Source organism: Aequorivita antarctica (genome assembly GCF_007997155.1).
GTDB classification, from domain to species: domain Bacteria; phylum Bacteroidota; class Bacteroidia; order Flavobacteriales; family Flavobacteriaceae; genus Aequorivita; species Aequorivita antarctica.
The window spans coordinates 63,183-90,147 of record NZ_VORT01000010.1; the positions used below are offsets into that span (position 1 = coordinate 63,183).

The following is a 26,965-nucleotide window of genomic DNA, read 5'->3' on the forward strand; positions in this document are numbered from 1 at the left end:
TTGAAAAATACGTTCCCTGATTCCGTTGAACAACATTTTGATACAATTATTATTGGAAGTGGAGTGGGAGGTCTTTCCGCAGCTATTCTTTTGTCACGTGCTGGCCAAAAAGTTTTGGTTTTGGAACAGCACGATGTACCCGGCGGTTGGTGCCATAGTTTTTACTTAAACGGGCATCGTTTTACCCCGGGCGTTCATTACGTTGGGCTTATGGAAAAAGGTCAGTCTACGGCACAACTCTATGAAGCGCTTGGCATTGCAGACGATCTTGTTTTTTTCCGGATGAATCCTTCTGCTTACGAACACGCATATATTGGAGATGAATGTTTCGACTTTCCGGGCAATTTTGACGATCTGATAGCTGCGCTTGTTAAAAGATTTCCGAAGGAGGAAAAAAACATAAAAAAGTATTTAAATCTGGTCAGAAATGTGAGTTCGGAATTGCAATTGCTTCCTTATGTAGAAGGTTTTTGGCAACATCTTACCATTCCTTTTCGCACCAAACATATGGGTAAGTATGCGCTTTTCAGTTTGAAAAGGGTTATAGATTGGCACATTAAAGATCCGCTTCTAAAAAAGATTCTCAACATTCAGTTTGGCGACCACGGACTTGCTCCTGCAAAGGCAAGTTTTCCATTGCATTGCGCTGTTATGGATCATTATTTTAACGGAGGGTTTTATCCTTGCGGTGGCGGCGCGGCTATTGTAAAAGCGATGACAACTGCCATAAAAAAGAAGAAAGGTGTACTAAAAACACAGACGAGAGTTAAAAGAATTCTTTTAGATGGAAAAAGAAAAAAAACAGCGATTGGCGTTGAACTTGAAAGCGGGGAGAAGGTGTTTGCTAAGCGCATAATTTCAAATGCAGACCCCAATATTACCTATCAAAATCTTGTAGGTGAAGAAAATTTAAGCAAAAGTTTAAGGAAAAAGCTCAGCAAAACCGAGTATTCCTGCACTTCCTTAATGCTCTTTCTCACGGTAGATATGGATGTGAAGGCTGCAGGAATTGATTCCGGAAATATTTGGTTGATGCCTAATGAGGATATGGATTTAGTGTATGAACGGATGATGATGCCAGATACAACCAATGATGATGCATTTGAAGGAATGTTCGTCAGTTGCACTACTTTAAAAGACCCTTCTAGTTTCGATGGAAGGCACCACAGCATAGAAGCCATAACTTATTTGGATTATAAGACATTTGAAAAATTCAAAGACGAAGCGGATCCACGCTCCACAGAATATCTGCAATTTAAAGAGCTGCTAACCGAAAAAATGATAAAAACATTGGAAAAAGTAATACCCAATGTTAGGGAACATATCGTTCACAAAGAATTGGGAACGCCAATAACCAATGAGTACTATATAAATACAACAAAAGGAAGTGTTTACGGAACAGAGAAAAAACTGACCCAAATAGGTCCATTCGCCTATAAAGCGAAAAGCGAAATAAAAAACCTCTATTTATGTGGTGCTAGTATCGTGAGTCATGGTGTTGCCGGTGCTGGTTACTCAGGACTACAGACTGCTGGTGAAATTTTAAAATTGAAGCAAAAGAATCTTTTAAAAACAGACACCCAACAAGAAGTTACAATATTAGAAGCCGAGAATAATGCTAATTATCCCAAATGGCTTAAAAATAAAATAGAAAGCAAAAAAAGAAAAAATGCAAGTAGTTGATTAAAGAAATTAGTTGAAAATTATAAAATTTATAATTGAATTGTTAAAATTTAAAAGAAGCTTCAGTTTTTTAGTTTTTAAAATAAATATAGCTAAAAAGCGTATTTGTCAATAATAATTCTATCTTTGCAGCTTATTATAAATTTTTTAATTAAATACAATGAACAAAGGAACAGTAAAATTCTTCAACGACACCAAAGGTTTTGGCTTTATCACTGAAGAAGGAACAAACAAAGAACATTTTGTACACGTTACAGGCCTAATCGACGAAGTTCGTGAAGGTGACGAAGTAGAATTTGATCTTCAAGAAGGAAAAAAAGGATTGAATGCGGTTAACGTAAAAGTACTTTAATACACACAATTTTTTTAAGACAAAGCCTCCCAAACGGGAGGCTTTTTTTTGTGCCTATTTTTTTTTGGATAGAATTTATTTTGAAATTTATGATGACAAATAGTTGATTATTACGATTTTATTATAAATTTATATAACTAACTAAATCAAATTTCCAAATGAAGAAATCAACACTACTCTTGATGGTGTTGTGCATGCTGACTATTCAGCTTTCCGCGCAGCATAAAAACCCAGAAAAAGAAAAGGAGTCCGCTCGATTGGCTTCGGAGCCATCGACCATTTCGCTAGAAAAACTCATTACAAATAAAAGTAATTCTTATGTAATTACTAAAGAACATGTAAGCAGCATCAGTGGTATTCGCCACGTATATTTACGACAGGCCATCAATGGACTTGAGGTTTATGGCACCGAATCAAGTGTACATTTTGACAAAACTGGAAAAGTTTTAATGGAGCACAACAAGTTCTTGGCGGATATACAAGCTACCGTTAAGAGCAGTTCCCAAGGAATTTCAGCAAGACAAGCAATCACTTCTGTGGCGGGCCAAATGGGATACCGAGTTGCAAATCTTCAGGAAATAAAAAGTATTGGAGGCAAAAATAAAGCTGCTGTATTTAATAAAGCCAGCATTTCATCCGAAGATATTCCTGCCAAGTTAATGTATTATTACAGAGAAGGTATTGGAACCTACTTGGTTTGGGAACTTTCCGTTGCTGAAAAGACTTCATCAGATTGGTGGAATTTCCGCGTTGATGCAGCCTCTGGAAAAATTATAGACAAAGATAATTGGACGGTTTCCTGTAATATATTAGGGAATCACGAAGACCATGTACACGCCGCCAAGAGCATAACTCCTTTTGTGGGCCCAATGGAGGAGCCAATTAATTATAATACAGCGAACGCATCAAATATGGCACCCCCCCCGGCTGCAAGCTATAGGGTATATGCTATGCCCATTGAAAATCCAAATTTTGGAACACGTACTTTGGTAACAAATCCTGAAAATTTAACTGCTTCACCATTCGGATGGCATGATACAAACGGTGTTGATGGAGCAGAATTTACCAACACCCGAGGAAACAATACAGATGCATATGATGACGATAATGCAAACAACAATCCGGACGGTAAATATGCTTTTAGCCCCGGCGGAAACCTAATATTTGACTTTCCTTTAAATACCACATACAGTGGAGGTGATCAGTCTGAGAATGCAGCGATTACTAATCTTTTTTATTGGACAAATATCGTTCACGATGTTACCTATCAATATGGTTTTGATGAAGCGAGTGGAAACTTTCAGCAAAATAATTATGGAAACGGCGGACTTGGCAATGACCCAGTAAATGCTGAAGCCCAGGATGGATCTGGAACTTGTAATGCAAATTTTGGCACTCCTGGTGACGGTAGCAGACCAAGAATGCAAATGTACGTTTGTAGTAACAGAGATGGTGACTTGGACAATATGGTAATTATTCATGAATATGGTCATGGAATCTCCAATAGGTTGAGCACTTTAAGTGGTCAAGAACAAATGGGAGAGGGATGGAGCGATTTTTATGGATTGTTATTAACTATGGAAAGTGGAGATGCTGGGCCAGATTCAAGAGGTGTTGGAACTTGGTTGATAGGCGAAGGTCCAGGAGGTCCAGGAATCCGTGTTTATCCATATAGCACCAATTTTGGTGTCAACCCACATACCTATGACGATATTAAAACAGCCGTAGCACCTCATGGTGTAGGGGAAGTTTGGGCAACAATGGTATGGGAAATGACCTGGGAGCTTATTGCTATTCATGGTTTTGACACTGATTTTTATAACGGTATAGGAGGAAATAATATAGCCTTGGCGTTAGTGACTGAAGGTTTGAAATTACAAGCAAGCCAACCCGGTTTTGTTGATGGACGAGACGCTATCTTGGCAGCAGATATGGCAATGTATGGTGGAGCCAATCAATGCGCTATATGGGATGCTTTTGCACGCAGAGGCTTAGGCTATAGCGCCATTCAAGGTACTTCGGCCAGCAAAACAGACGGTACGGAAGCATTTGATTTACCTCCAACATTTTCAAGTTTAAATACTATTGATGAAGTTTGTCTTTCTGATGGAATTCAAACTGGACTTTCAGGTGGAAATCCAGCAGGAGGTATTTATAGCGGCACCGGTGTAACCGATGACGGCAACGGCACAACCTTTACTTTCGACCCAAGCGCTGGCGGTCCTGGTCTGGTAACCGTTACTTATACTGTTAACGATTTTTGTTCTGGTTTGCCAACAGCAATAACAGATGATATTAATGTAACCAATGACCCTCCAGAAATTGTATGTATGGGAACAGGGAATATACCAATGACGGGTTCGCAATCAAGCAGTCCTGGAACAGCAATTCCGGATAATAACCCAACAGGTGTTACGGTAACTATGAATGTTACCGAAAATGTTTCCATTACTGATTTGGATGTAAACTTAAACATCTCACATACTTGGGTAGGAGACCTTATTGTTACAATAAAATCACCAGCGGGTACTACAGCAGTAATTGTAGATAGACCAGGTAGAACAACTACTGGTGCGGGTTGCTCTGGAAATGATATTTTGGCAACTTTAGATGATGAGGCGGCTACACCAGTTGAAAATGAATGTGCAGGATCAGTACCAACAATTAATGGATCATTCACACCAAACAACCCATTGTCTATATTTGATGGCGAGAGCACATTGGGTATTTGGCAACTTATAGTTTCTGATAATGCAGGCGCAGATACAGGTACTATAAACAGTTGGGGAATAGATTATGATTATGAAGTAACCGCTCCGGTATTGGATGTTACCCTAGATGGTAGCGGCAACGCAACTGTAAATGCTGAAGATTTACTATACAGCGTTGCTGTTGATTGCGGAGGTTATACTGTATTAGCAGGAAATCCATTGGCTGCCACAGTAAGTTTTAGCTGTTCAGATACAGGTTTGAATACTGTTGCTGTTGAGGTAACCAATGACAGCGGCGCAACATCTACCTGCTCTGCTATTGTAAATGTTATTGGCGGCGGCGGCGGTGGCGGCGGTCCATTTACCTGTCCAGGTGATATTACACAAGACAATGATCCAGGTATTTGCGGCGCAGTTGTAACGTACACTGTTGATTCTCCTTCTGGATGTGGTGGTTCTGGGCCTTTGGCGACTGGGGTTGCTACTTTGGAATTGGTTTCTTCCGCAGGGGGAAGTGATTATAGAGCAGCTGTAAGTTATAATCCTTCAGCTGACAGGTACTATAGTGTAAATGGAGGTAATGGTACTTATCCGGTCGATTGTTTTGATGGGAGCACAGGAGCTATTATTAGCAGTATTGCCAGCGGTTTTGATTATAGAGGTGCTTGGTGGAACCCAAATTTAAATCAATCTGAAGGGAATGGTTATGGTTCAGGCGGTTTGGTAATTACAGATTTGGCGGGCGACTGTCCAGCTGGTACTATAACCCCCATTTTTCCAGCTAATCAGCCAGATGTTCATTCAGAGGGTGATTATGATTATGATAATAATGAAGTAGTTTATTATTTCACTGGAAATATCACACAAGTACATAGGGCAACAGGCACAACAAATGCAGTCTTGCCTCTTACCAATATACCTGCTGGATCTTCCTATATGGGACGATGTATTGGTTATACTGGCGTGCCAGGTTTTGAGTACGCACTGTATGACAATACCACATTATCTGTTCATTTATATGACCGTGCAACAGGAGCCTATGCTGCAACAACTACAGTTGGAATAACTCCTAGTATCTCTGATAGTGGCTTTAGTTATGAAAATGGCCAAGCATGGATATATGCTAACAGCAGATGGAGTGGCTTCACCATTTTTGGTGCTGCAAGTGGAACTATCACCCAAACGACAGGTCTGCCGAGCGGAGACACTTTCCCAGTGGGTACAACCACGAATACCTTTGAGTATGATGATGGTGTGAATCCAGTACAGACTTGTTCTTTTGATGTAACTATTAATGATACGGAAGATCCAGTAATTACTTGTCCTGGAGACATTACGGTAAATAATGACCCTGGGGTTTGCGGTGCTGTTGTTAATTATACCGTAACTACATCAGATAATTGTAGTTCAGGAGTTTCTGGATCACAAACCTTTTCATATACTGGCGCAGTTGATTCATTTGTAGTTCCAGCCGGTGTTACCGATATTACAATTGAAGCTTTCGGGGCACAAGGTGGTGGAAGTAATGGAGGCGCAGGGGGCCTTGGGGCTTCCATTTCAGGAGATTTTAGCGTAACTCCGGGTGAAACTTTAACGATTGTTGTAGGTCAACAAGGCCAATTACAGATTGGTGGTAATGTACAGAATAGCTCTGGTGGCGGGGGCGGAAGCTTTGTTTACAATGCTTCAGACGTTCTCTTTGTCGCTGCTGGCGGCGGGGGTGGTAAGTGCAATTATACAGGTTCACCACCGTTACACGCAGGTGCTGCTGGTCAGGCAGGAACCTCTGGAGGAGCATCTTCAGACGGTAATGCCGGTGGAACAGCTGGAAATGCTGGAAATGAGGGAACATGGAGTGGTATTCCTGATGCTGGAGGTGGAGCAGGATGGCTTTCAGTGAGTGGAGGACCTTATGGAGGATATAATGCACCTACTTGGGCTGGAGGTGATCCGTTTTGCGGCGGCGGTGGCGGCGGTTGCGGTGGCTTTGGCGGCTTCGGCGGCGGCGGCGGCGGTGGAAACCATTATGGCGGCGGCGGCGGCGGCGGCGGCTACTCCGGTGGTGGTGGTGGAACAGACCCAACCCATGGCGGTGGTGGTGGCTCCTTTAATGGAGGAACCAATCCTGTAAATATTAGTGGTGTTCGTGCTGGGGGTGGTGAAGTTACCATTAGTTGGAACGCAATATTGGTAACTAACCAAACAGCTGGTCTTCCTTCAGGAAGCACTTTCCCTGTTGGAACCACAACAAATACTTTTGTTGTAACCGATACATCAGGAAACACGGCAAGCTGTAGTTTTGACATTACGGTAAATGATACTGAAGCTCCTTCAGCAGTTTGCCAAAACATAAATGTTCAGCTAGATGCTACGGGAAATGTTTCCATAGTTGCTGGGGATGTTGATGGTGGCAGCACCGATGCTTGTGGAATTGCAAGTACTTCAATTGACAATACAGATTTCACATGTGCAGATTTAGGTCCAAACAACGTAACCTTGACGGTAACCGATGTTAATGGAAATACCAGTACTTGTATAGCTGTGGTTACTGTAGTGGATGATCTTCCACCAACAATAACTTGTCCGGCTGATATTACCGCCAATACCGATGCGGGAATGTGTAGTGCCATAGTTACCTTCCCGATGCCATTGGTATTGGATAATTGTAGTGCGACAGCAACCCAAACAGGTGGTCTTGCAAGTGGAAGTGCATTTCCGGTAGGAGTCAACACTGTTGAATTTACAGCAACTGACGGAAGCGGAAATACAGCGGTTTGTAGCTTTACCATAACCGTAGTTGATAATGAAGCGCCAATTATGGTTTGCCAAAACATAACCATTCAGTTGGATGCTTCAGGAAACGCATCTATTACAGCAGCAGATGTTGATGGAGGCTCTACAGATAACTGTGGAATAGCAAGTATATCGGTTAGCCCAAGTTCTTTTGATTGTAGCGACGTGGGAGATAACCCTGTAGTCCTTACGGTTACTGATATTCACGGAAATTCAAATACATGTACGGCAATTGTAACCGTAGAGGATGTTACGCCTCCAGTAGCAGTTTGTCAAAACATTACAGTTGAATTGGATCCAGTGACTGGCACTGTTACTATTACAGGAGCAGACGTTGACGGCGGAAGCACCGATGCCTGTGGAATAGATACCTATAGTTTGGATGTTGATACTTTTGATTGTTCAAATATTGGTGACAACACTGTTGTGCTTACTGTAACAGATGTAAATGGAAATGTTAGTACTTGTACCGCCATAGTAACGGTTGAGGATAATACTTCTCCAGAGCTTGTTTGCCAAGATTTCACTATTGAAATCGGTGCAGATGGAACAGCAACCCTTGCTCCAAGTGATGTGATAGCTTCTAACGATGATGCCTGTGGTATCTTGACGGTGGCTGTAGATATTACGGAGTTTACTTGTGCTGATATTGGTACGCCAGTAACAGTTCAAGTTTTCAGTCAGGATAATAATGGTAATCTATCTACTTGTACTGCAGTAGTTACAGCTGTAGATCTTTTAGCGCCAGTATTAACTTGTCCTGCTGACCAAACTGTTGATCCAGGAGCTGGCAACCTGTTCTATATAGTTCCAGATTATTTCGGAACCGGAGCGGCAACAGCAATTGATAATTGTACAGACCCAGTTACCATAACTACGCAGGATCCTGCTGCTGGCACACCGCTACCTGATGGTGTTTATACCATCACCCTAACAGCGACCGATGAGTATGGCAACACAAGTACTTGTGAGTTTGAGCTTACTGTTGAAAGTATATTGGGTGTTGGCGATAACAATGCTAATATTGGAAGTGTGCAAATGTATCCAAACCCTGCCAAGCATACGGTAATGATTGGAAACCCAGCAAGTCTTTCTCTTGAAAATCTAATGATATTTGATATAAGAGGAAGGATGGTTAAAACCATTGACCTAAGAAATATGGGAGCTGAAAAGGCTATCGATGTTTCTGAAATGGCAGCTGCAACTTATCTTGTAATTATTCAAGGTGAAAATGGGCAGACAACCAAACGGCTTATTAAAGAATAAGCATTAAATTTTAATTTAAAAGAAAACCCTTCCGATTAAATTCGGAAGGGTTTTTTAATTCTAAACGTTTGCTTAAAAAAGCAGTTTTAGCTTAAAAGCCATTTTTTTCATCTACGTAGCACTACGTAGCAAATATTATAACTAAATGGTTGTTAATATATTGACTATCAAATATTTTTATGTTCTTCCGGTTGATTAAAGACTACATTTATCAGGTTATGAAATCTCTTGTAATTAAAAAAATAGGGGCTTTCAAATGTTTTTTCTTTTTTACCAATTTCATCTTTTTTTACTACTAACGAATCAAATTTTCGATTATGAAAAAAATTATTTCTCTCTTCGCCGTGTTCTTTTTTCTTGTACAGTTTACCTTCTCCCAGACCCAGATTGGGCAGGATATTAACGGAGAAGCAGCTCTAGATCGATCTGGATATTCTGTAAGCATGAGCAGCGATGGTAGTATCGTGGCCATTGGAGCTTATGGAAATGACGGAAATGGAGCTGGGTCTGGTCATGTACGGATATATAAAAATATAAATGAGGTGTGGACCCAAGTTGGCGCAGACATAGATGGGGAAGCGGCTGGAGATATATCTGGCTCTTCTGTAAGCATGAGCAGCGATGGCAGCATCGTGGCTATTGGAGCTCCTTATAATGATGGCAATGGAGCTCTTTCCGGACAAGTACGGATATATAAAAATATAAATGAGGTTTGGACCCAGGTTGGTTCAGACATAAACGGGGCTTTTTTTGATAAATCTGGCAATTCTGTAAGCATAAGCAGCGATGGTAGCATCGTGGCCATTGGAGCTATTGGAAATGACGGAAATGGAACTAATTCTGGTCACGTACGGATATATAAAAATATAAATGAGGTTTGGACCCAGGTTGGTTCAGACATAAACGGGGAAGCGGCTTATGATTACTCTGGCACTTCTGTAAGCATGAGCAGCGATGGTAGCATCGTGGCCATTGGAGCTTCTGGAAACGACGAAAATGGAGCTGATTCTGGTCACGTACGGATATATAAAAATATAAATGAGGTGTGGACCCAGATTGGGCAGGATATTAACGGGGAAGCGGCTGGAGATTTTTCCGGTAAAGTAAGCATGAGCAGCGATGGGAGTATCGTGGCTATTGGAGCTTCAAAAAACGCCGGAAATGGAACTGATTCTGGTCACGTACGTGTCTATAAAAATATAAATGATGTATGGACCCAGGTTGGCGCAGACATAGATGGGGAAGCGGTTGAAGATCGATCTGGCACTTCTGTAAGCATGAGCAGCGATGGTAACATCGTTGCTATTGGAGCTGATAGGAACGCCGGAAATGGAACTGATTCTGGTCACGTACGTGTCTATAAAAATATAAATGAGGTGTGGACCCAGATTGGAACAGACATAGATGGGGAAGCTGCTGAAGATAATTTTGGATATTCTGTAAGCATGAGCAGCGATGGTACTATCGTTGCCATTGGGGCTCCTATTGATAATGGCAATGGAACCGGTTCCGGCTATGTGCGGGTGTATAACATACCGCCTCCCAACACAGCCCCCACGGCAGTTTGCCAAAGCTTTACGGCACAGTTGGGGGCGGATGGCAGTGTTACCATACAGGCAAGCGATTTAGATGGGGGGTCTTCGGATGCAGAAGGGCCAGTTACTTTATCAGTTAGTCCAGATACATTTGATTGTAGCCATGTAGGCGCCCTCCAAGTAGTAACATTAACAGTTACAGATTCGGAAGGTCTAACAGATACGTGTACCGCCATTGTAACGGTAGAGGACAATACCAGTCCAGTGCTTGTTTGTCAAGACTTCACAATTGAGATTGGAGCGGATGGTACTGCTACCCTTGACCCTATTGATGTGATAGCTTCCAACGATGATGCCTGTGGCATCTTTACGGTAGCTGTGGACATTACTGAGTTTAGTTGTGCAGATATTGGAACTCCAGTAACTGTGCAGGTATTCGCAAGCGATGTGAATGGTAACTTAAGCATGTGTACGGCAGTGGTAACTGTTGTGGATCTCTTGGCACCGGTACTTACTTGTCCAGCAGATCAAACGGTTGATCCAGGAGCTGGTAATTTGTTCTACATTGTTCCGGATTATTTCGGAACTGGTGAAGCTACCGCAATTGATAACTGTCTCGATCCCGTTACTATAACTACGCAAGATCCGGCGTCTGGTATACCGCTATCTGATGGTGTTTATATCATCACCATAACAGCGACTGATGGATATGACAATACAAGTACTTGCGAGTTTGAACTTACTGTTGAAAGTAGATTGGGTGTGGGAGATAACAATGCCAATATTGGAAGCGTACAAATGTATCCAAACCCTGCCAGGCATACGGTAATGATTGGAAACCCAGCAAGTCTATCCCTTGAAAACTTGAGTATATTCGATATAAGAGGAAGAATGGTCAAAACCATCGATCTACGAAATATGGGAGCTGAAAAAGCTATCGATGTTTCTGAAATGGCTGCAGCAACTTACCTTGTAATTATTCAAGGTGAAAACGGTCAGGTAACCAAAAGGCTTATCAAGGAATAAGCATTAGGCTTTAATTTAAAAAGAAAACCCTTCCGATTAAGTTCGGAAGGGTTTTTTTATGTTCAGAATATTTTAAATAAAGAAAAGAAGAAGTTCTTAAAGATTGGAAACCTCTTTTTTTGCAATTTCAAATTCTTCCATCATATCATTTAAAATTTGAGCAGCAGGTTTTATATCGTTGATTAACCCAGCAATCTGACCAATTTCCAGTTCTCCTTCTTCCAAATTACCTTCAAACATACCGTGCTTAGCACGGGCACGGCCCAAATGTTTTATAAGATCTTCTTTAGTAGGATTGGTGGTATAAAGTTGCATTACGCTTTCAAAGAATTTATTTTTCAGCATTCTCACGGGGGCCAATTCCTTCAAAGTAAGCTGTGTATCGCCTTCTTTGGCATCCACAACCATTTGCTTAAAAGCACGATGCGATGAAGCCTCTTCCGAAGCCACAAATCGGCTTCCTACTTGCACACCATCTGCACCCAAGACCATTGCTGCCAGCATACCACGACCGCTTGCAATACCGCCAGCGGCAATCAATGGAATATCCAATTGTTCTTTTACCATTGGAATCAAGGTAAAAGTCGTAGTTTCTTCCCTACCGTTGTGTCCGCCAGCCTCAAAGCCTTCGGCAACTATTGCATCAACGCCAGCTTCTTGTGCTTTTAATGCAAATTTCACACTGCTAACTACATGAACCACAGTAATTCCGTGTTCTTTCAGTTTTGAAGTATAAGTTTTTGGATTCCCTGCTGAGGTGAAAACTATTTTCACACCTTCTTCAATAATGATATCGATGATTTTTTCAATATCGGGATAGAGCATCGGCACATTTACGCCGAAAGGCTTATCGGTTGCCTTTTTACATTTCAGGATGTGCTCACGAAGAATTTCAGGATACATAGATCCTGCACCTAAAAGACCCAAACCACCAGAATTAGAAACAGCGGTGGCAAGACGCCAACCGCTGTTCCAAATCATTCCAGCTTGAATTATAGGGTATTGAATATTAAAAAGTTCGGTAATCCGGTTTTTCACTATTCTTTAATAATTTTATAGCTCGTTGTTTTGTTGTTTGAAGTAATTGAAGCAATATACATTCCAGAGGCAAGTCTAGATACATCAATACGATTCTTCATAGTAGTAATATTTGTTTGAAGAATTCTTTCTCCTAAAATATTGAAAAGCGTAAATTCAGCATTTTCTGAATTTTTTGGGAACGAAATATTTATTTGTGTGGTTACAGGGTTTGGATATAATGCAAAATTAGTATCAAGCATTTGCTCTTCCACACCTATAACCAAAAGGGAGTTCAATGCATCGCCAAAATTTGGGATTCCATAACCATATTGATCCGTAGGGTTGCTATATCTATCAGCAGATTCACGAATGGCCTGCATAACCACATCATTTTTTAAATTGGGAACCGCGCTCCATAAAGAAGCTACAGCTCCTGCGGTAATAGGGGAACTAAAAGATGTTCCACTTGCGGTGGTAACATTTCCGTTTTGGCTCACTATTGCGGCATCTAAACCTTTGGCCATTACGTCTGGCTTGATAACGCCTGAAGCATTGGGTCCGCGAGAACTGAAAGATACATAGTTTTCATTAGCATCTACTGCACCTATCGTAAACGAACCAGGAGCGTCTGATGGAGTAGCTACAAATCCAAAATCATTTCCAGCATTTCCAGCAGATACTACATTTATCATTCCTTTATCAAAACCTATATTTGAGCCACGGGCAGCGATGGTAGTTAGTCCGTCCAAATCGGGGTATTCGTGGTCAAAGCTAGTATTATCAAATGTTTGGTAGCTTAATGATGTATTTGTAACATAAACACCCAAACTATCTGCACGTTCCAGAGCTTCTACCCAAAAAGCCTCTTCTGCGGGTGACTCATTATCGTTATCTTCTGTAATATATAAATAATAAGAAGCTCCAGGAGCAGTACCAACAAACTGACCATTCAAAAATCCTGCGGCATCACTGAAAGTTCCAGCGCCGTGGCTTCCAGTTCCATTTGGATCTTCAACACGAGCCACAAAATCATAATAGCCTTTCAATCTACCTTCATTTCTAAGGGTTGCATAAGCAGGATTGGTCAATACTCCCGGATAACCATTATCCATAAACGCCACAACAATGTCTTGGCCTGTATAATCGTTTGCGTGAAGATAATCCACGTTAATCATTTCTGTCTGGTTGGTTGCACTTCCGTAGTTATAAACTGGTCTTGACGGAAACTGGTTTTCAACTTCAAATTTATCTTTGGTGATTTGTTTTCCTCCTGTAGGTCTGTTTAAGCTTTTATCAGCAAACTCTATATCCGTCACGAATGGAAGGTTCAAAAGATTGTTGATATTGTTTTCGGTTCCACGTACATAAACAGCATTCAGCCATTTTGATTTTGCGAGAACAGTGATTCCTGTGGCAGCATCAATAGCGGCTTTTTGGGTTTCGTTCAATGGCACATCACGATCATCGATTGCGATGCCTTGTGTATTTTTTCTATCAATGGCCGCTTGGGTCATAATGGTAATTGGGGCTGCCAAGGCTGCAGAAACCACAGCTGGATCTTTAGCTACCATAAACACAAGTGCATCTTCGGTTTGTGCAAAACTAAAGGTTGAAACAAAAACAAGAATTAATAGGGATAATTTTTTCATCATAGTATTTTTTTAAGAAATTACTCCACTTCCTAATAATTCATTACCGTTGTACCAAGCAACAAACTGGCCTTCGGTAATGGCGGATTGTGGGTTGTCAAATATAATATAAAGTCCGGAAACCGAACAATGTAAAGTTGCTTTTTCTAAAGGTTGCCTGTATCTTATGCGTGCCATGACCTCCATTGTTTGGTCTTCAGTAAGTTTTAGGTCTTCGCGAATCCAGTGTATTTCTTCATTTTTAACGAAAAGTCCACGACGATACAGGCCGGGATGATCCTTGCCTTGGCCAGTGTATATTACGTTTTCTTCTACATCGGTATCAATTACAAACAGCGGCTCTTTGGTTCCGCCTACTGCCAAACCTTTGCGTTGGCCCTTTGTGAAATAGTGCGCCCCGTGGTGGATACCCACTTGCTTGCCGTCGGTTTGTGAATATTTACGTTTTGCTGAAAGGTATTCCAGTTTTTCTTCTTCGGAAGAAAAAGTAGGGGTTTTCAATTTATATTCTGAAAAACTTGCTGGAACTTCCACAATTGCACCATCTTTTGGAGCCAATTTCTGTTGAAGAAACTCTGGCAGTCTCACTTTTCCGATAAAACACAAACCTTGTGAATCTCGTTTTTCTGCAGTAATCAGGTTTTGTTCTGAAGCAATTTTGCGAACTTCCGGTTTTAACAGTTCACCAATAGGAAAGAGCGTTTTTGAAAGTTGCTCCTGCGAAAGTTGACACAGAAAATAGGATTGATCCTTGTTTGGATCTTTTCCAGCTAATAGTTGATAAATTTCTTCGCCATCTTTTTCAAAAGTGCCTTTTCGGCAATAATGTCCTGTTGCCACAAAATCTGCACCCAAACCAAGTGCGATTTTCATAAAAACATCAAACTTTATTTCGCGGTTGCAAAGTACATCTGGGTTTGGCGTTCGCCCCATTTTATATTCGCGGAACATATAATTGACGATGCGTTCTTTATATTCTTCGCTTAAATCAACGGTTTGAAATGGAATCCCTAGCTTTTCGGCAACTAACATGGCGTCATTGCTGTCTTCCAGCCAAGGGCATTCGTCAGAAATAGTTACGGAGTCGTCGTGCCAATTCTTCATAAAAAGACCTATAACGTCGTAGCCCTGTTCTTTTAAAAGATAGGCTGCAACACTGGAATCTACGCCTCCGCTGAGTCCGACAACTACTCGTTTTTTCATATTAAGATTACTAATGCAAAGATAAAATACTTTTGTAATATGGTGGTCGAAAGCTTTTAGATAGCCTTACTTGAAAGGTTGATTATTTATCCGTGGGTTTGGGATACGTTTCTTCCAAAATCACTTTCCCGTCTTTATAGTATTTCCAAAGCCCATGTTTTTTGTCGTCCTTATAAAAGCCTTCAATAACCACATTGCCGTATGCATCATAATATAAGGCTGTGCCTTGTAGTTGGTCTTCCTTATAAAGCAGTTTTTTAAGCAAAACACCATCGGGCGAGTAATAATTGTCTTCGCCTTCCTTTATGCCGTTTTTATAGGTAGTTTCTTCAGTAATTTTTCCGTCAGGATAGTAAGTAATCTTTTTTCCGTCCAGTTTTCCGTTTACGTAATTTTCGTGCATCATCACGTTTTTGGACTTTTCGTGGTAGTAAACCCATTTGCCAATGCGGTCCTTGTCCTGCATTTTTCCTTCACTAACCAGTTTCCCCTTAATGGTGAAATATTTTACTTCGGAAATGTTGTCTTTACTATTGAAGTTTTTGGTTACCGTGGGTTTGTCTTTACACTCTAAGCAATAAAATTTGAATTCGCCCACTTCTTTTCCGTGTTCAAAAGTACCCTCGTAGCGAAGCTGGCTAGTTCCGTCAAATGTTTTTTTCCAAACTCCATGGCGCTTACCTTTGGCATCTACCTGATTGATTTCACTTTGGGAGAAAGCATTCATGGAGCAGAAGATAATTCCGAAGAAAACGATAAAAGCAATTTTTTTCATTGTTTTATTTAAACTTACATAAAAGTAAACGACGAAGTTCGTGTTCTATTACTTCATTGTTATGGAAGCGGAAAAGCTATTATTTTTTTCCACCCTTTTTCTGTTGCTCAGCTTGTTCCATCATTTCAGACATTTTGCGCTGAAACTTGTTTTGTTTTTTTGGAGTGGCTTTTTTCACTTGGATTTTAGCGTGAATTTTGTCCTCATCAATAATGAAGTTCTTTATCACAAGCATAATACCTATTGTGATTAAGTTTGAAATAAAGTAATAAAGTGAAAGTCCACTCGCATAATTGTTGAAAAACACCAACATAAACAATGGCGACAGATACATAAGGAATTTCATATTCGGCATTCCTGGTTGTTGTTGCTGTTGCATATTTTGCCCCATGGTCATCATCATATAAACGAAAATGGCGATGGAAGCAAGAATTGGGAATAAACTCACGTGCTCTCCATAAAATGGAATGCGGAAAGGCAATTCCGCAATGGTGTCATAACTGGAAAGGTCATCCGCCCAAAGGAAACTTTTTTGGCGTAAATCAAAAGCCGATGGGAAGAAAGTAAAGAGTGCATAAAACACCGGAATCTGCAGTAAGGCCGGCAAACAACCCTTCAGCGGACTTGCACCCGCAGAGTTTTGAAGCTTCATGGTTTCCTGTTGTATTTTAAGCTTATTGTCTTTGTATTTCTCTTTTAGTTCGTCCATTTCTGGTTTCAAAACCTTCATTTTTGCTTGCGCCAAATACTGTTTGTATTGAACTGGTGAAAGCAAAAGTTTTATCAAGATGGTCAAAACGATAATGGCGATTCCAGCAGGTAAAAAGTCAGTTAAAAAGCCAAATACAGGAATAATGATGTACTTGTTTATAACTCCAAATATTCCCCAACCAAGTGGCATGGCTTCGTCAAGATTACGATCGTATTTTTTGAAAATTTGATAATCCGAAGGACCGTAATACATATTCATATTGTAGGCCAATGCACCACCTTTTGGCTCCAAAAGCATTTTTGCACCGTACTGTTTTGTGAAGGTTGTATCTACTTCTTCGTCTTTCACTAAATCTATAGAGGTAAGTTTCACTTCTTTAAACGGAGTGTCTGTAAGCAACATGGAACTGAAGAAATGCTGACGGAAGTTCATCCAAGTAACATCTTTTTCCAATTCATCATCTTCGCCAGTAGGGGAAAGTTTTGAATGTTTTTCACCATCATATTCATACGTCAAACGCGAATAACGGTTTTCGTACGAAATACTTTTCGCGTGGCGATACCCCTTCAATTGCCAATCCAAATACATAGGCTGCGAAGTATTGATAACCCCGTCCAAGCCTTGGCTGTTGATGTTAAAATCCATCATGTATTCACCGGGATGCAGCGTATAGCGATATTCAATAAACCCGTTTTCAGAAGTTTTCAGCTTCATCGAGAGCACATTGTCTTCGCCATTTTTGCTCAAAGTAGGCTCGAAATATAGGTCTTGTGAGTTTAAGGTTCTGTTTTCTGCTGAAAATTGAAGATTTAATGAGGCATTTCCATTCTTTATTAAATAAACTGGAACAGAATCATATTGATGAAAATCTTTTAAAAGGGCTTCCATAATATAACCCCCTTTATTACTAATTTCCAACCTTAAAACATCGTTCTCCAGAATAGTTGAGGCATCAGTTGCCGAAGGAAGTGTTCCGGAATATGCAAAGGAACCGAGTTTGTTTTTTAACTCTTCTAAAGCCAAGGAATCTCCCGGTTTCACAGCATCCATTGTGTCAGATGTTGCCTGCGCAAGTGTGATGTCTTGTTTGCCCTTTTCGGCTTGTGCTTCTTCTTTAGCTGCGGCTTCTGTCTTGGCTTTTTCCGCTTGAAGTTCTTCTTCGGTAGGTTTGTTGAGATACAACATCCAAATAAGGATTCCTCCAATTAATAAAAAGCCTATCAGTGAGTTAAGGTCGAATTTCTTTTTTTCCATGTTTATTTCTTCTTTTGAAATAATTCAAAAGCTTGTTATCGTTAATTTTATGTGGCAGGGCAATAATCCCGCCTTTTTTAGTATTGCGTCAAATTGTCCTATTTGTTTTTTAGGGAATGTTCGTGAACCGCTTTTACAAAAGCTACAAAAAGTGGATGCGGATTGGCAACGGTACTTTTATATTCAGGGTGATATTGAACCCCAACAAACCAAGGGTGTTCTGGGATTTCTATAATTTCTACCAGTCCAGTCTCTGGATTTATTCCCGTGGCAATAAGCCCTGCAGCCTCAAATTGCTCACGGTATTTATTATTGAATTCGTATCTGTGACGGTGACGTTCTTCAATAGTTTCAGTTTTGTAAACCTTGCTGACAATGCTTCCTTTTTTCAAATCGCATTTCCAAGAACCCAAACGCATGGTGCCGCCTTTATTAGTAATGTGTTTTTGATCCTCCATAATACTGATTACGGGGTTTTTAGTCTGAGAATCCATTTCGGTACTGTTGGCATCTTTCAATTTCAGAACGTTTCTTGCAAATTCAATAACCGCCATTTGCATTCCCAAACAGATTCCCAAAAATGGTAAATTGTTTTCGCGGGCAAATTTTACTGCAGCAACTTTTCCTTCAATACCCCGTTCCCCAAAACCGGGAGCGACTAAAATACCATCGAGTTTTGATAATTTCTTACCGATTGTCTTAGCGTTTATATGTTCTGAATGTATAAATTCTACTTTTACTCTAACTTCGTTTTCCGCACCTGCGTGTATGAATGATTCAAGAATGGATTTGTAGCTATCCTGCAATTCCACGTATTTTCCAATGAGCCCAATATGTACTTCGCCTTTTGGATTTTTATGTCTTTCCAAAAATTTGTTCCAGCGTTTTAGGTCAGGCTTTTTTGAATTCTTCAAATTTAACTTCTGAAGTGTTACGGTATCCAAACCTTCCTCAAGCATCATATTTGGAACGTCGTAAATGGTAGAAGCATCAATGGATTGAATAACCGCTTCTTCTTTCACATTACAGAAAAGCGCAAGTTTTTTTCGCAAATCTTTTGAAAGTTCGTGCTCGGTTCTGCAAACTAAAATATCTGCGCGTATTCCGCTTTCCATCAAAGTTTTTACAGAGTGTTGGGTAGGTTTTGTTTTCAGTTCACCGGCGGCAGACAGGTATGGCACAAGCGTTAGGTGAATTACCAAAGCATTGTCATCGCCCATTTCCCACTTCATTTGGCGTACGGCCTCAATGTAGGGCAACGATTCAATATCGCCCACTGTACCGCCAATTTCGGTTATAATTATATCGTAATCGCCTGTGTTTCCAAGCAATTGTACGCGTTCTTTAATTTCGTTTGTGATGTGTGGAATAACCTGTACGGTTTTTCCTAAAAATTCACCTCGACGTTCCTTTTCAATTACACTTTGGTAAATACGGCCCGTAGTAACATTATTTGCTTGAGAAGTATTTACGTTAAGAAAACGTTCGTAATGACCCAAATCGAGGTCGGTTTCGGCGCCATCATCGGTCACATAGCACTCGCCATGCTCGTATGGATTAAGTGTTCCGGGATCCACGTTAATATATGGATCCAGTTTTTGGATGGTAACACGGTAGCCTCTAGCTTGCAGTAACTTAGCTAGTGATGCCGCTATAATTCCTTTTCCTAAAGATGATGAAACCCCGCCCGTAACGAAGATGTATTTTGTAGTGCTCATGAGTGCCTTTGCTGAAATGACTATACGGGATGCAAAGGTACATTTTTATTGTGGAAAGGAAAGATTTATATTTCAAAATATGATGAGGCAAGCATGGACCTAATTAGCTATAGATTTTGCCCCAATTAATAATGTATTGGTACCATTTACTTTTTGATGCAATTGAAACTCGAAACCTTTTCCGAAATTGGATAGCAGTGTTTCGATTACGGCCGATTGTTTTTCGAGATTCACGCCTACATTAAAAATCACAAAACCTTTTTTTTGAATCATTTTTGAAATGTTTTCACAGAATTCTCTTCCATAAAAAATAGAAGGGACCTTAGTGTCAATAAAAAGGTCAATGATTATAAGTTGAAATTTTTCTTTGGAAGTTTTTGCAAATTGAAAAGCATCAGCTTCAATAATTTGAAGCTTTTCTGAAGTTGCAATTCCAAATTCATCCTCAGCAAGTTTTATGATTGCGGGATCAATTTCAACGGCAACTATGTTATTAGTGTATTCAAAAGTATTCCGCAGGGAATGAATAATACTTCCGCCTCCCATTCCTAAAAGCAGTATGTTTTCAACAGATTTTAAATCAACTTTCGTCAATCCAAACTCCAGTATTTTTTGAAGCGAGCCATACGAATAGTTTGCATTTTCGGTATCTAAAACCTTTTTCCCATTAATATAGGTTATTTCCAAAGTGCCGTTAATTTCAGAAGAAAAGCGCCTTGTGCTTGGCCAAATATAGCTGAGAAGTTTCTTCACTTTTTAATAAGCCTTTTGAGTAAACCTTCAAGCCCGTTCAATTTCAGTTCATACATTTCGGCCATCATCCGGCCCAATTTTCCCTCGGGAAATCCTTTTTGCTTGAACCAAACGAAATAATATTCGGGAATGTTTGCTAGATAATAGCCTTCGTATTTTCCGAAAGGCATTTTGTAGTTTGCCAGTTCCACCAAGTGGTTTGGGTCTGGGCTACTTCCAAGATTCATAGTCGGCGAGTTGTTGAGCGATAAATTTCTGCCAGAAAGCTTCTTTTTCCTCATTACGGGAATGGTCGGTTTCAGCGTCGAATTTGGTCTGCATTGCCCGTCTTTTTTGCTCTACCTGTTGATAGATGGCTTCTATTTCAGACTTTATTTTTTTTGAGAATTTTTTTCCTGAAATATTTTTCCGAAGCATTCGTGCGTGCAATTCTGAAATATCAAAATGGGCCTGTTCATGTCTTAAAATATGCGAGGTGGCATGCTCAGGGATATACCAAGAGCTCTCTGGAGTAAAAAAACTTTCAACGGAATATTCCACATCCATAATTCCATTTTTTATGGAGTATGAATATTGAAAACCGATACCTGAATTGGTAATCGCCGCAAAATTGGCACTGCGCATAGGTTTTCCACGAAAGTCTTCCCAACTTAGTTTTTGGTTTTCATTCCAAATAATCTTTTCCGAATTGAGCTGCGGGAAGAGGAGTAAGGAAAATAGAAAGGCTACAAATAGTTTCATGTTTACGGATTATCAAATATTGTACCTATTTAATTTCCCTCTCAAGAGGGGAGTTTAACCCCAATTAAACTCAATCACCCTTTCAATATCAGGGTGAAGGCTGTAATGAACAGGACAAGTTCTTGCTGTATTTTCGAGTATTTTTCGAGATCTTTCATCAATTCCTGCCGGAAAATTCAAAATCACTTCTATTTTTGAAATGCGCCGTGGATCTGCAGCCATGGTTTTTGTTACCATTGCCGTGGTGCCGTCTATGTTTACTTGCATATCGCGAGCCTTGATTCCCATCATGGTAATCATACAGTTTGCAAGTCCTGTGGCAACCGTATCTGTTGGAGAAAATGCTTCACCCTTGCCATTATTGTCCGTTGGTGCGTCCGTAATAAATTTACTGCCTGATTTTAAGTGTTCGTTCTCTGTGCGGAGGTTTCCCAAATAAGTTACTTTAGAAGTGCTCATTCTACTACTTCAAATTTAAGTTCGTTGTTGTATTTTAAAATATAGGCGGCTTCATTGCAGTAGCCTTCCGTGTCTGATTTTTGATAGCGGAATTTATTTTCAATATAAACCGTTTCGCTTTCAGGCATTATAGCGTCGTAAATATTTTTTTCCGAAGCCAATCTAAGTAGCACATCGTAGGTTACATCGAACCCGCGAATGGCGTAGCGGTTTGGGAAAACGCCGTATTTGTTTTTATAGCTTATTATAAAAGGATTGCGGTCGTCTTCGGAAATATTTCGGTTTACCGATGGGAATGTAAAGTTAAGCTTCGCTAAACGGGTACTTGAAACTTCGTGCCATTCATAGGCTTCATTACGGTCCAAAGTGAATAAACGCACTTTATAATTGTTGGGCATTGAGGAAAGCACGTTTACAGCACTGCTCACCAAAATAGGATTTTGTGACTCGAGGATTACCCAGTTTTCCATGCCTTCTGAAGCTACAGAAGTAATATCGCTTGTTTGAATGTAGCCACTACCGCGGGCTGATACCGTTTTAGCCGTAGGAATGGCGGTTTGAATCATCTCTCTTTGCTTCGCTCGCTTTGAATCTGAAACAATGATGATGTTTTTCCCTGAACTGTGCTCTTTTAAATAGCGAATCATCGTTTTCTGAAGTACTGCATCTGTTGGAAGCGTCTGGAAAAGATTGTCATTCATCGCCATCTCTCTATTGCTCAAAGGCGAAAAAACTGGAATTTTTTCATCTTTCAGCATATAGGAAGCTTTTTCAACATTTTTTTGAAGTAACGGACCAATAACGGCATCCACGTTTTTGAATTCGCTTTTTGATATTATGGAAGCAACTTTGCTTTCACTATTTTCGGTGTCATAAACGTTCAGTGTTACCGAAATTCCTTTATCCTTTGCAAATTCGGCAGCCATCAGGGCACCGCTGTAAAAATCCAAAGCCACCCGAAGTGTTGGATCTTTTTTTAGCAAGTCGTTGTCGTTACTCGTTGAATCGCTTGCGCTTCGCATTAAACGAAAAGGAAGCATCAAGGCTACCTTTTTCATCTTTTTGTTGTCAATTCTATTTTCTAAATTGACTATTGAAATATCTTCGTTTGAAATAAAGGTCTCTTCTTTCGGGATTTTTAAAATCATCCCTTCCTTCAGCCCCTCTTTAGCATACGGATTTAAGGCGATGACCTCTTCTTCAGAAAGGCCGAATTTTACTTTCAATCTGTAAAAGCCTTCCTTGGGTTTTACTTCGTAATACTGAAAGTTTTCTTCATCAATCTCAGCATTTTCGATTACTGTTTTATCGGGAACAATAAGTGTTTCACCTATATTAAGACTTTCGCCCATAGCTGGGTTTAAATCTTCCAATTCAGCAATGGAAACACCAAATTTTCTAGCGATTCCAAACTTTGTTTCTTTTGCCGCTACCGTATATTTTTGAGTTCCCGGTAAAGGGGTTCCAGTACTTGAGCCAATTATTTCGGTGTTTTTGGAAGCCGCAGGAATCAACAATCGCTCGCCTTTATTCAGGCCACGGGAATATAAATCCTTATTCAACTTTTTAATATCGTCAACACTCACGTTGTATAATTGCGCGATTCCGTATAGTGTCTCCTTCTTTTTTACTTTGTGTTCCCGAAAGTTGTTATTATTGGTTCCCGAGCTAATGACGCTACTGGAAGGGAGAATAAGCACACTATTGACCTTTAGCCCATTTCTGGATTCAGGGTTGAGGTTGTATATGGTTTCTTCGGAAATGTTGTATTGCTTTGCAATACTGTAAATCGTTTCGCCATTTTGAACAGCGTGGCTTTTATATTGTTGTTGCGCTGCTGAGCCGCAACTAACCATAAAAAGCAGGGTAACCGAAACGTATATTAAACACTTCAACATAGGGATAATCAATTTTTTAAGTTTGTCAAACATAGTCTCGATTTCAGTTTATAAAAACACTGGACAAGGGGGTTGAGTGAATTTCAGACTGCAGCGCAATGATGAAATTACTACCACCTTATTCCCACTCAATGGTCGCGGGCGGTTTAGAGCTGATGTCGTAGACTACTCTATTAACGCCTTTAACGCGGTTTATTATATGGTTGCTCACTTCCTGTAAAAATTCATAGGGAAGATTCACCCAATCTGCAGTCATTCCATCGGTGGACTCTACGGCGCGTAAAGCAACTACTTTTTCATAGGTTCTTTCATCACCCATTACGCCAACGCTGTTTACTGGCAACAAAATTGCTCCTGCCTGCCATACTTTATCATATAAATTCCACTTTTTCAATCCGTTGATAAAGATGGCGTCAACCTCTTGTAATATACGAACTTTTTCAGCGGTAATATCGCCCAATATTCTAATTGCAAGTCCAGGTCCGGGGAAAGGGTGCCTCCCCAAAAGTTCTGGGTCTATGCCCATTTCTTTTCCAACGCGTCGCACTTCATCTTTAAAAAGCATGCGCAAAGGTTCTACGATTTTAAGTTTCATAAAATCTGGTAAGCCGCCAACGTTATGGTGGCTTTTTATGGTTACTGAAGGCCCGTTAACCGAAACACTTTCAATTACATCTGGATATATGGTTCCCTGCGCTAGCCAATCCACACCAGTTACTTGATGTGCTTCATCATCAAAAACTTCTATAAATGCGTTGCCGATGGCTTTGCGTTTTCTTTCAGGATCGCTTTCGTCTTTTAAAGCTTTCAAAAAGCGCTCCGAAGCATCAACGCCTTTTACGTTTAGCCCCATATCTTTATATTGGTGAAGTACGCTTTCAAATTCGTCTTTACGAAGTAAACCGTTGTTTACGAATATACAATACAGGTTTTTGCCAATGGCTTTATTCAAGAGAATAGCCGCCACTGTAGAATCTACACCGCCACTTAAACCGAGAACAACTTTCCCATCGCCAATCTGCTCTTTTAGTGTTGCAACAGTCGTTTCCACAAAAGCTGCCGGTGTCCATGTTTGGGGAACTTCGGCAATGTTTACCAAGAAATTTTCAAGCAACTGCTTGCCGTGGGTTGTGTGATACACTTCTGGGTGAAACTGGATTGCGTAAGTTTCTTCGCCCTCAATTCTGTAAGCTGCATTCAAAACATCTACTGTACTAGCCAATCGTACCCCGTTTTCAGGAAGTTGTGCAATGGTATCGCTGTGGCTCATCCACACATTTGTGTTTTCGGGAATATCTTTAAAGAATTCTTCCCCAGATTTTATCATTGAAAGTTTCGCTCTGCCATATTCACGAAGGTTAGATGGCTCTACGCTTCCACCACTGAAATGTGCTAAATACTGCGCACCATAGCAAACCGCCAAAAGAGGTTTGTGGCCACGAATCTGCGAAAGATCTGGATGGGGCGCATCTTCCGCGCGAACGGAGAACGGACTGCCCGAAAGTATTACGGCCTTAAAAGGCTCCAAGTTTTCTGGAATGTGATGGTAAGGGTGAATTTCGCAGTAAATGTTCAGTTCCCGCACGCGTCTAGCGATCAATTGGGTATACTGCGAACCAAAATCTAAAATGAGGACGTTGTTTTGCATAGGCAAAAATACTTTAAATATATAAGTTGGTTAAATGGTTGTGTGGAATTTTTTATGATATTTATTTTGTCAGGTCGAGCGCAGTCGAGACCTCATTAATAGTTAGCAATCCAAAGTTCTCGACTGCGCTCGAACGGACATTGAGCATTTTATTCATAACTCCAAAACAGTGAAATTTGAATCCAGCGGCTCCAAGTTTTCTTTCAAAACATCAAGCAATTCTTCCCCATGCTCCAAATAAAACTCTGAGAAATTAAGCTGACGTTCCTGTAAACTTTGCTTTGGAAATAGTTGATTTTGAATATTTTTTAAACGGTCAATTTCTTCTGAATGTTTTCGTTTTTGAGCTTTAAGCAAACGTTTTTCAAGATTCTCCAAACCGTTCAATTGCTTTTTTTCCTGAGCGCCAACGGCTCCCAAAAAGGAAACATCGGTTTTTTCGGCTAAAGTGTACAAATTTTTGAATTGCTGTTTTAGGAATTCTTTTTGTTTGGAAAAGTCTATTTCAATTTTCGAAATTTTATAGGTATGTCGGGTAATCAGTTCGTGCTGTGGAAGAAATAAATCCTCAATTTTCACATTGAGTTTTATTAATTTATCGGAAAGCATTTTTGGAACTAAAACCACCGAATTCCGAAGCAACAAGATAGGGAAGGGCACTTCCACTTTATTGAAATAGTCTTTCAATTGGAACCAATACGCCAGCTCGCCACCGCCGCCAATGTAACAGAGGTTGGGTAAAATCTCTTCTTGATACAAGGGACGAAGCAACGCATTAGGAGAAAACCGCTCAGGGTTTTCGTGTAATTCCTTTAAAATTTCTTTTTTTGAAAAAGAAATATCCGTTTCATTTACATAAAACTGTCCTTCACGTTCAATGATACGCTCCCGAAGTTTTTCCTTTAAATAAAACAGGTTTATTTCACGAGGATGCACTTGTTCTGAAAACCCTAAATCAGTAATCTTCTCAGTGGTTTCCGAAACCATTTTATAGCTGAGGTTTTCTGTAAGTTCCTTTTCGGCATAAGGAATAAAGCATTTTTTTAATTCTTTGTCGTTTCCGTCAATAATCACCAAGCCGTGATGGTAGAAAAGAGAATTCGCTAAAAATCGTGTGGCGTCGGCTAGATTATCGTGTTTTGTATATGCATCGGAAAAATAAGAAATCAACTTTTTGGCGTTTTCGCTTTCGCCGAATTCTTTTTTCAGTTGCTGTTTCACTTCCTTCAAACCTTCGGTAGAAAGTTCGCCAACGGCACCAGAAGCTTTTCTGTCCCACTTCACCTTTTTACCAAACAGGTTAAAATAATTGATTTCCTCAAAATCGTGATCTTCCGTTGCCATCCAATAAACAGGGACAAAATGGTTGGTAGGATATGCCTTGTTTAGCTGTTCAGCCAGATTTATCGTTGAGAATATTTTATATAAGAAATAAAGCGGGCCAGTAAAAAGATTGAGCTGATGTCCCGTGGTTATTGTGAAGGTTGTGTGTTCTCGCAATAAATCTATATTGCTCAGTGTAGATTGCGAAAGTGAATTGTCGCCATACTGAAACATAATCCTTTTCGACAGCAAATGCCTTTTTTCATCCGTAAAATACTGCTGCTTTTCCTGTAATTGATGTTTAAAATTTTCCAAGTTTGGAAAACGATTGTAAAACGGCTTTAATGAAACATCTTCAGCAAGATAATCGCATATCAAATTGGAAAAATAACCTGTTTTTTTATACGGAATGGATTGGTTTGGCATAAATTCTTCAGAAAGATTCA

17 protein-coding genes are annotated in these 26,965 nt (G+C 40.2%); 4 read left to right on the forward strand and 13 right to left on the reverse strand.

What is annotated here, in order from left to right:
- The 4 genes from ESU54_RS13625 to ESU54_RS13660 all read left to right on the forward strand — a co-directional run bounded on the left by ESU54_RS13625 (position 1) and on the right by ESU54_RS13660 (position 11,366).
- Positions 1 to 1,683 (forward strand): phytoene desaturase family protein, encoded by a 1,683-nt coding sequence (locus tag ESU54_RS13625; RefSeq protein WP_111845226.1) that lies wholly within the window; start codon positions 1 to 3, stop codon positions 1,681 to 1,683.
- 160 nt (positions 1,684 to 1,843) lie between these two features.
- A complete protein-coding gene (locus tag ESU54_RS13630) occupies positions 1,844 to 2,035 on the forward strand; it encodes a cold-shock protein (RefSeq protein WP_014780844.1) in 192 nt (63 codons plus the stop codon).
- 158 nt (positions 2,036 to 2,193) lie between these two features.
- Positions 2,194 to 8,805 carry a M36 family metallopeptidase gene (locus ESU54_RS17985; RefSeq protein ID WP_211362150.1) on the forward strand — a complete coding sequence of 2,204 codons (6,612 nt, stop codon included), beginning with the start codon at positions 2,194 to 2,196 and terminating at the stop codon, positions 8,803 to 8,805.
- A 317-nt stretch (positions 8,806 to 9,122) separates the two neighbouring features.
- A complete protein-coding gene (locus tag ESU54_RS13660; RefSeq protein WP_146848138.1) occupies positions 9,123 to 11,366 on the forward strand; it encodes a T9SS type A sorting domain-containing protein in 2,244 nt (747 codons plus the stop codon).
- Between the two features lie 96 nt (positions 11,367 to 11,462).
- Here the strand turns inward: ESU54_RS13660 and ESU54_RS13665 are convergent, their stop codons facing one another.
- From ESU54_RS13665 to bshC, 13 genes are all read right to left on the reverse strand, one after another.
- Complete coding sequence (locus tag ESU54_RS13665; RefSeq protein WP_111844823.1) at positions 11,463 to 12,404, reverse strand: NAD(P)H-dependent flavin oxidoreductase; 942 nt, start codon at positions 12,402 to 12,404, stop codon at positions 11,463 to 11,465.
- On the reverse strand, positions 12,404 to 14,038 hold the full coding sequence (locus tag ESU54_RS13670; protein ID WP_111844822.1) for a S8 family peptidase: 1,635 nt from the start codon (positions 14,036 to 14,038) through the stop codon (positions 12,404 to 12,406). The genes ESU54_RS13665 and ESU54_RS13670 overlap by 1 nt, the downstream gene beginning before the upstream one ends.
- 9 nt (positions 14,039 to 14,047) lie before the next feature.
- The gene (gene mnmA, locus ESU54_RS13675; RefSeq protein ID WP_111844821.1) at positions 14,048 to 15,238 is read right to left on the reverse strand and encodes a tRNA 2-thiouridine(34) synthase MnmA; all 1,191 of its coding nucleotides are present in this window, start codon (positions 15,236 to 15,238) and stop codon (positions 14,048 to 14,050) included.
- Between the two features lie 82 nt (positions 15,239 to 15,320).
- Positions 15,321 to 16,013: a toxin-antitoxin system YwqK family antitoxin gene (locus ESU54_RS13680; RefSeq protein ID WP_111844820.1), complete on the reverse strand. Its 693-nt coding sequence runs from the start codon at positions 16,011 to 16,013 to the stop codon at positions 15,321 to 15,323.
- Between the two features lie 79 nt (positions 16,014 to 16,092).
- Complete coding sequence (yidC, locus tag ESU54_RS13685; protein ID WP_111844819.1) at positions 16,093 to 17,979, reverse strand: membrane protein insertase YidC; 1,887 nt, start codon at positions 17,977 to 17,979, stop codon at positions 16,093 to 16,095.
- Positions 17,980 to 18,077: 98 nt separating this feature from the next.
- Complete coding sequence (locus tag ESU54_RS13690; RefSeq protein ID WP_111844818.1) at positions 18,078 to 19,697, reverse strand: CTP synthase; 1,620 nt, start codon at positions 19,695 to 19,697, stop codon at positions 18,078 to 18,080.
- A 99-nt stretch (positions 19,698 to 19,796) separates the two neighbouring features.
- Complete coding sequence (locus ESU54_RS13695; RefSeq protein ID WP_111844817.1) at positions 19,797 to 20,450, reverse strand: spermidine synthase; 654 nt, start codon at positions 20,448 to 20,450, stop codon at positions 19,797 to 19,799.
- Positions 20,447 to 20,677: a DUF3820 family protein gene (locus ESU54_RS13700; protein WP_111844816.1), complete on the reverse strand. Its 231-nt coding sequence runs from the start codon at positions 20,675 to 20,677 to the stop codon at positions 20,447 to 20,449. The genes ESU54_RS13695 and ESU54_RS13700 overlap by 4 nt, the downstream gene beginning before the upstream one ends.
- Complete coding sequence (locus ESU54_RS13705) at positions 20,661 to 21,191, reverse strand: DUF922 domain-containing protein (protein ID WP_111844815.1); 531 nt, start codon at positions 21,189 to 21,191, stop codon at positions 20,661 to 20,663. The genes ESU54_RS13700 and ESU54_RS13705 overlap by 17 nt, the downstream gene beginning before the upstream one ends.
- Before the next feature lie 54 nt (positions 21,192 to 21,245).
- The gene (locus ESU54_RS13710) at positions 21,246 to 21,650 is read right to left on the reverse strand and encodes an OsmC family protein (protein ID WP_111844814.1); all 405 of its coding nucleotides are present in this window, start codon (positions 21,648 to 21,650) and stop codon (positions 21,246 to 21,248) included.
- Positions 21,647 to 23,581, reverse strand: coding sequence for a LysM peptidoglycan-binding domain-containing protein (locus ESU54_RS13715; protein WP_111844813.1), 1,935 nt, complete (start codon positions 23,579 to 23,581; stop codon positions 21,647 to 21,649). The genes ESU54_RS13710 and ESU54_RS13715 overlap by 4 nt, the downstream gene beginning before the upstream one ends.
- A gap of 85 nt (positions 23,582 to 23,666) precedes the next feature.
- On the reverse strand, positions 23,667 to 25,196 hold the full coding sequence (gene guaA, locus ESU54_RS13720) for a glutamine-hydrolyzing GMP synthase (RefSeq protein ID WP_111844812.1): 1,530 nt from the start codon (positions 25,194 to 25,196) through the stop codon (positions 23,667 to 23,669).
- Between the two features lie 153 nt (positions 25,197 to 25,349).
- Positions 25,350 to 26,945, reverse strand: a complete 1,596-nt coding sequence (gene bshC, locus ESU54_RS13725) for a bacillithiol biosynthesis cysteine-adding enzyme BshC (RefSeq protein ID WP_111844811.1) — start codon at positions 26,943 to 26,945, stop codon at positions 25,350 to 25,352.
- Positions 26,946 to 26,965 lie beyond the last annotated feature (20 nt).

Excerpts from the sequence above, each read along its gene's own strand:
- ESU54_RS17985 (WP_211362150.1), top strand. The coding sequence starts at position 2,194 with ATGAAGAAATCAACACTACTCTTGATGGTGTTGTGCATGCTGACTATT.
- ESU54_RS13670 (WP_111844822.1), bottom strand. The coding sequence starts at position 14,038 with ATGATGAAAAAATTATCCCTATTAATTCTTGTTTTTGTTTCAACCTTT.
- ESU54_RS13680 (WP_111844820.1), bottom strand. The coding sequence starts at position 16,013 with ATGAAAAAAATTGCTTTTATCGTTTTCTTCGGAATTATCTTCTGCTCC.
- guaA (WP_111844812.1), bottom strand. The coding sequence starts at position 25,196 with ATGCAAAACAACGTCCTCATTTTAGATTTTGGTTCGCAGTATACCCAA.
- ESU54_RS13705 (WP_111844815.1), bottom strand. The coding sequence starts at position 21,191 with ATGAAACTATTTGTAGCCTTTCTATTTTCCTTACTCCTCTTCCCGCAG.
- ESU54_RS13690 (WP_111844818.1), bottom strand. The coding sequence starts at position 19,697 with ATGAGCACTACAAAATACATCTTCGTTACGGGCGGGGTTTCATCATCT.
- mnmA (WP_111844821.1), bottom strand. The coding sequence starts at position 15,238 with ATGAAAAAACGAGTAGTTGTCGGACTCAGCGGAGGCGTAGATTCCAGT.
- ESU54_RS13660 (WP_146848138.1), top strand. The coding sequence starts at position 9,123 with ATGAAAAAAATTATTTCTCTCTTCGCCGTGTTCTTTTTTCTTGTACAG.
- ESU54_RS13715 (WP_111844813.1), bottom strand. The coding sequence starts at position 23,581 with ATGTTTGACAAACTTAAAAAATTGATTATCCCTATGTTGAAGTGTTTA.
- yidC (WP_111844819.1), bottom strand. The coding sequence starts at position 17,979 with ATGGAAAAAAAGAAATTCGACCTTAACTCACTGATAGGCTTTTTATTA.
- ESU54_RS13710 (WP_111844814.1), bottom strand. The coding sequence starts at position 21,650 with ATGAGCACTTCTAAAGTAACTTATTTGGGAAACCTCCGCACAGAGAAC.
- bshC (WP_111844811.1), bottom strand. The coding sequence starts at position 26,945 with ATGCCAAACCAATCCATTCCGTATAAAAAAACAGGTTATTTTTCCAAT.
- ESU54_RS13630 (WP_014780844.1), top strand. The coding sequence starts at position 1,844 with ATGAACAAAGGAACAGTAAAATTCTTCAACGACACCAAAGGTTTTGGC.
- ESU54_RS13700 (WP_111844816.1), bottom strand. The coding sequence starts at position 20,677 with ATGAATCTTGGAAGTAGCCCAGACCCAAACCACTTGGTGGAACTGGCA.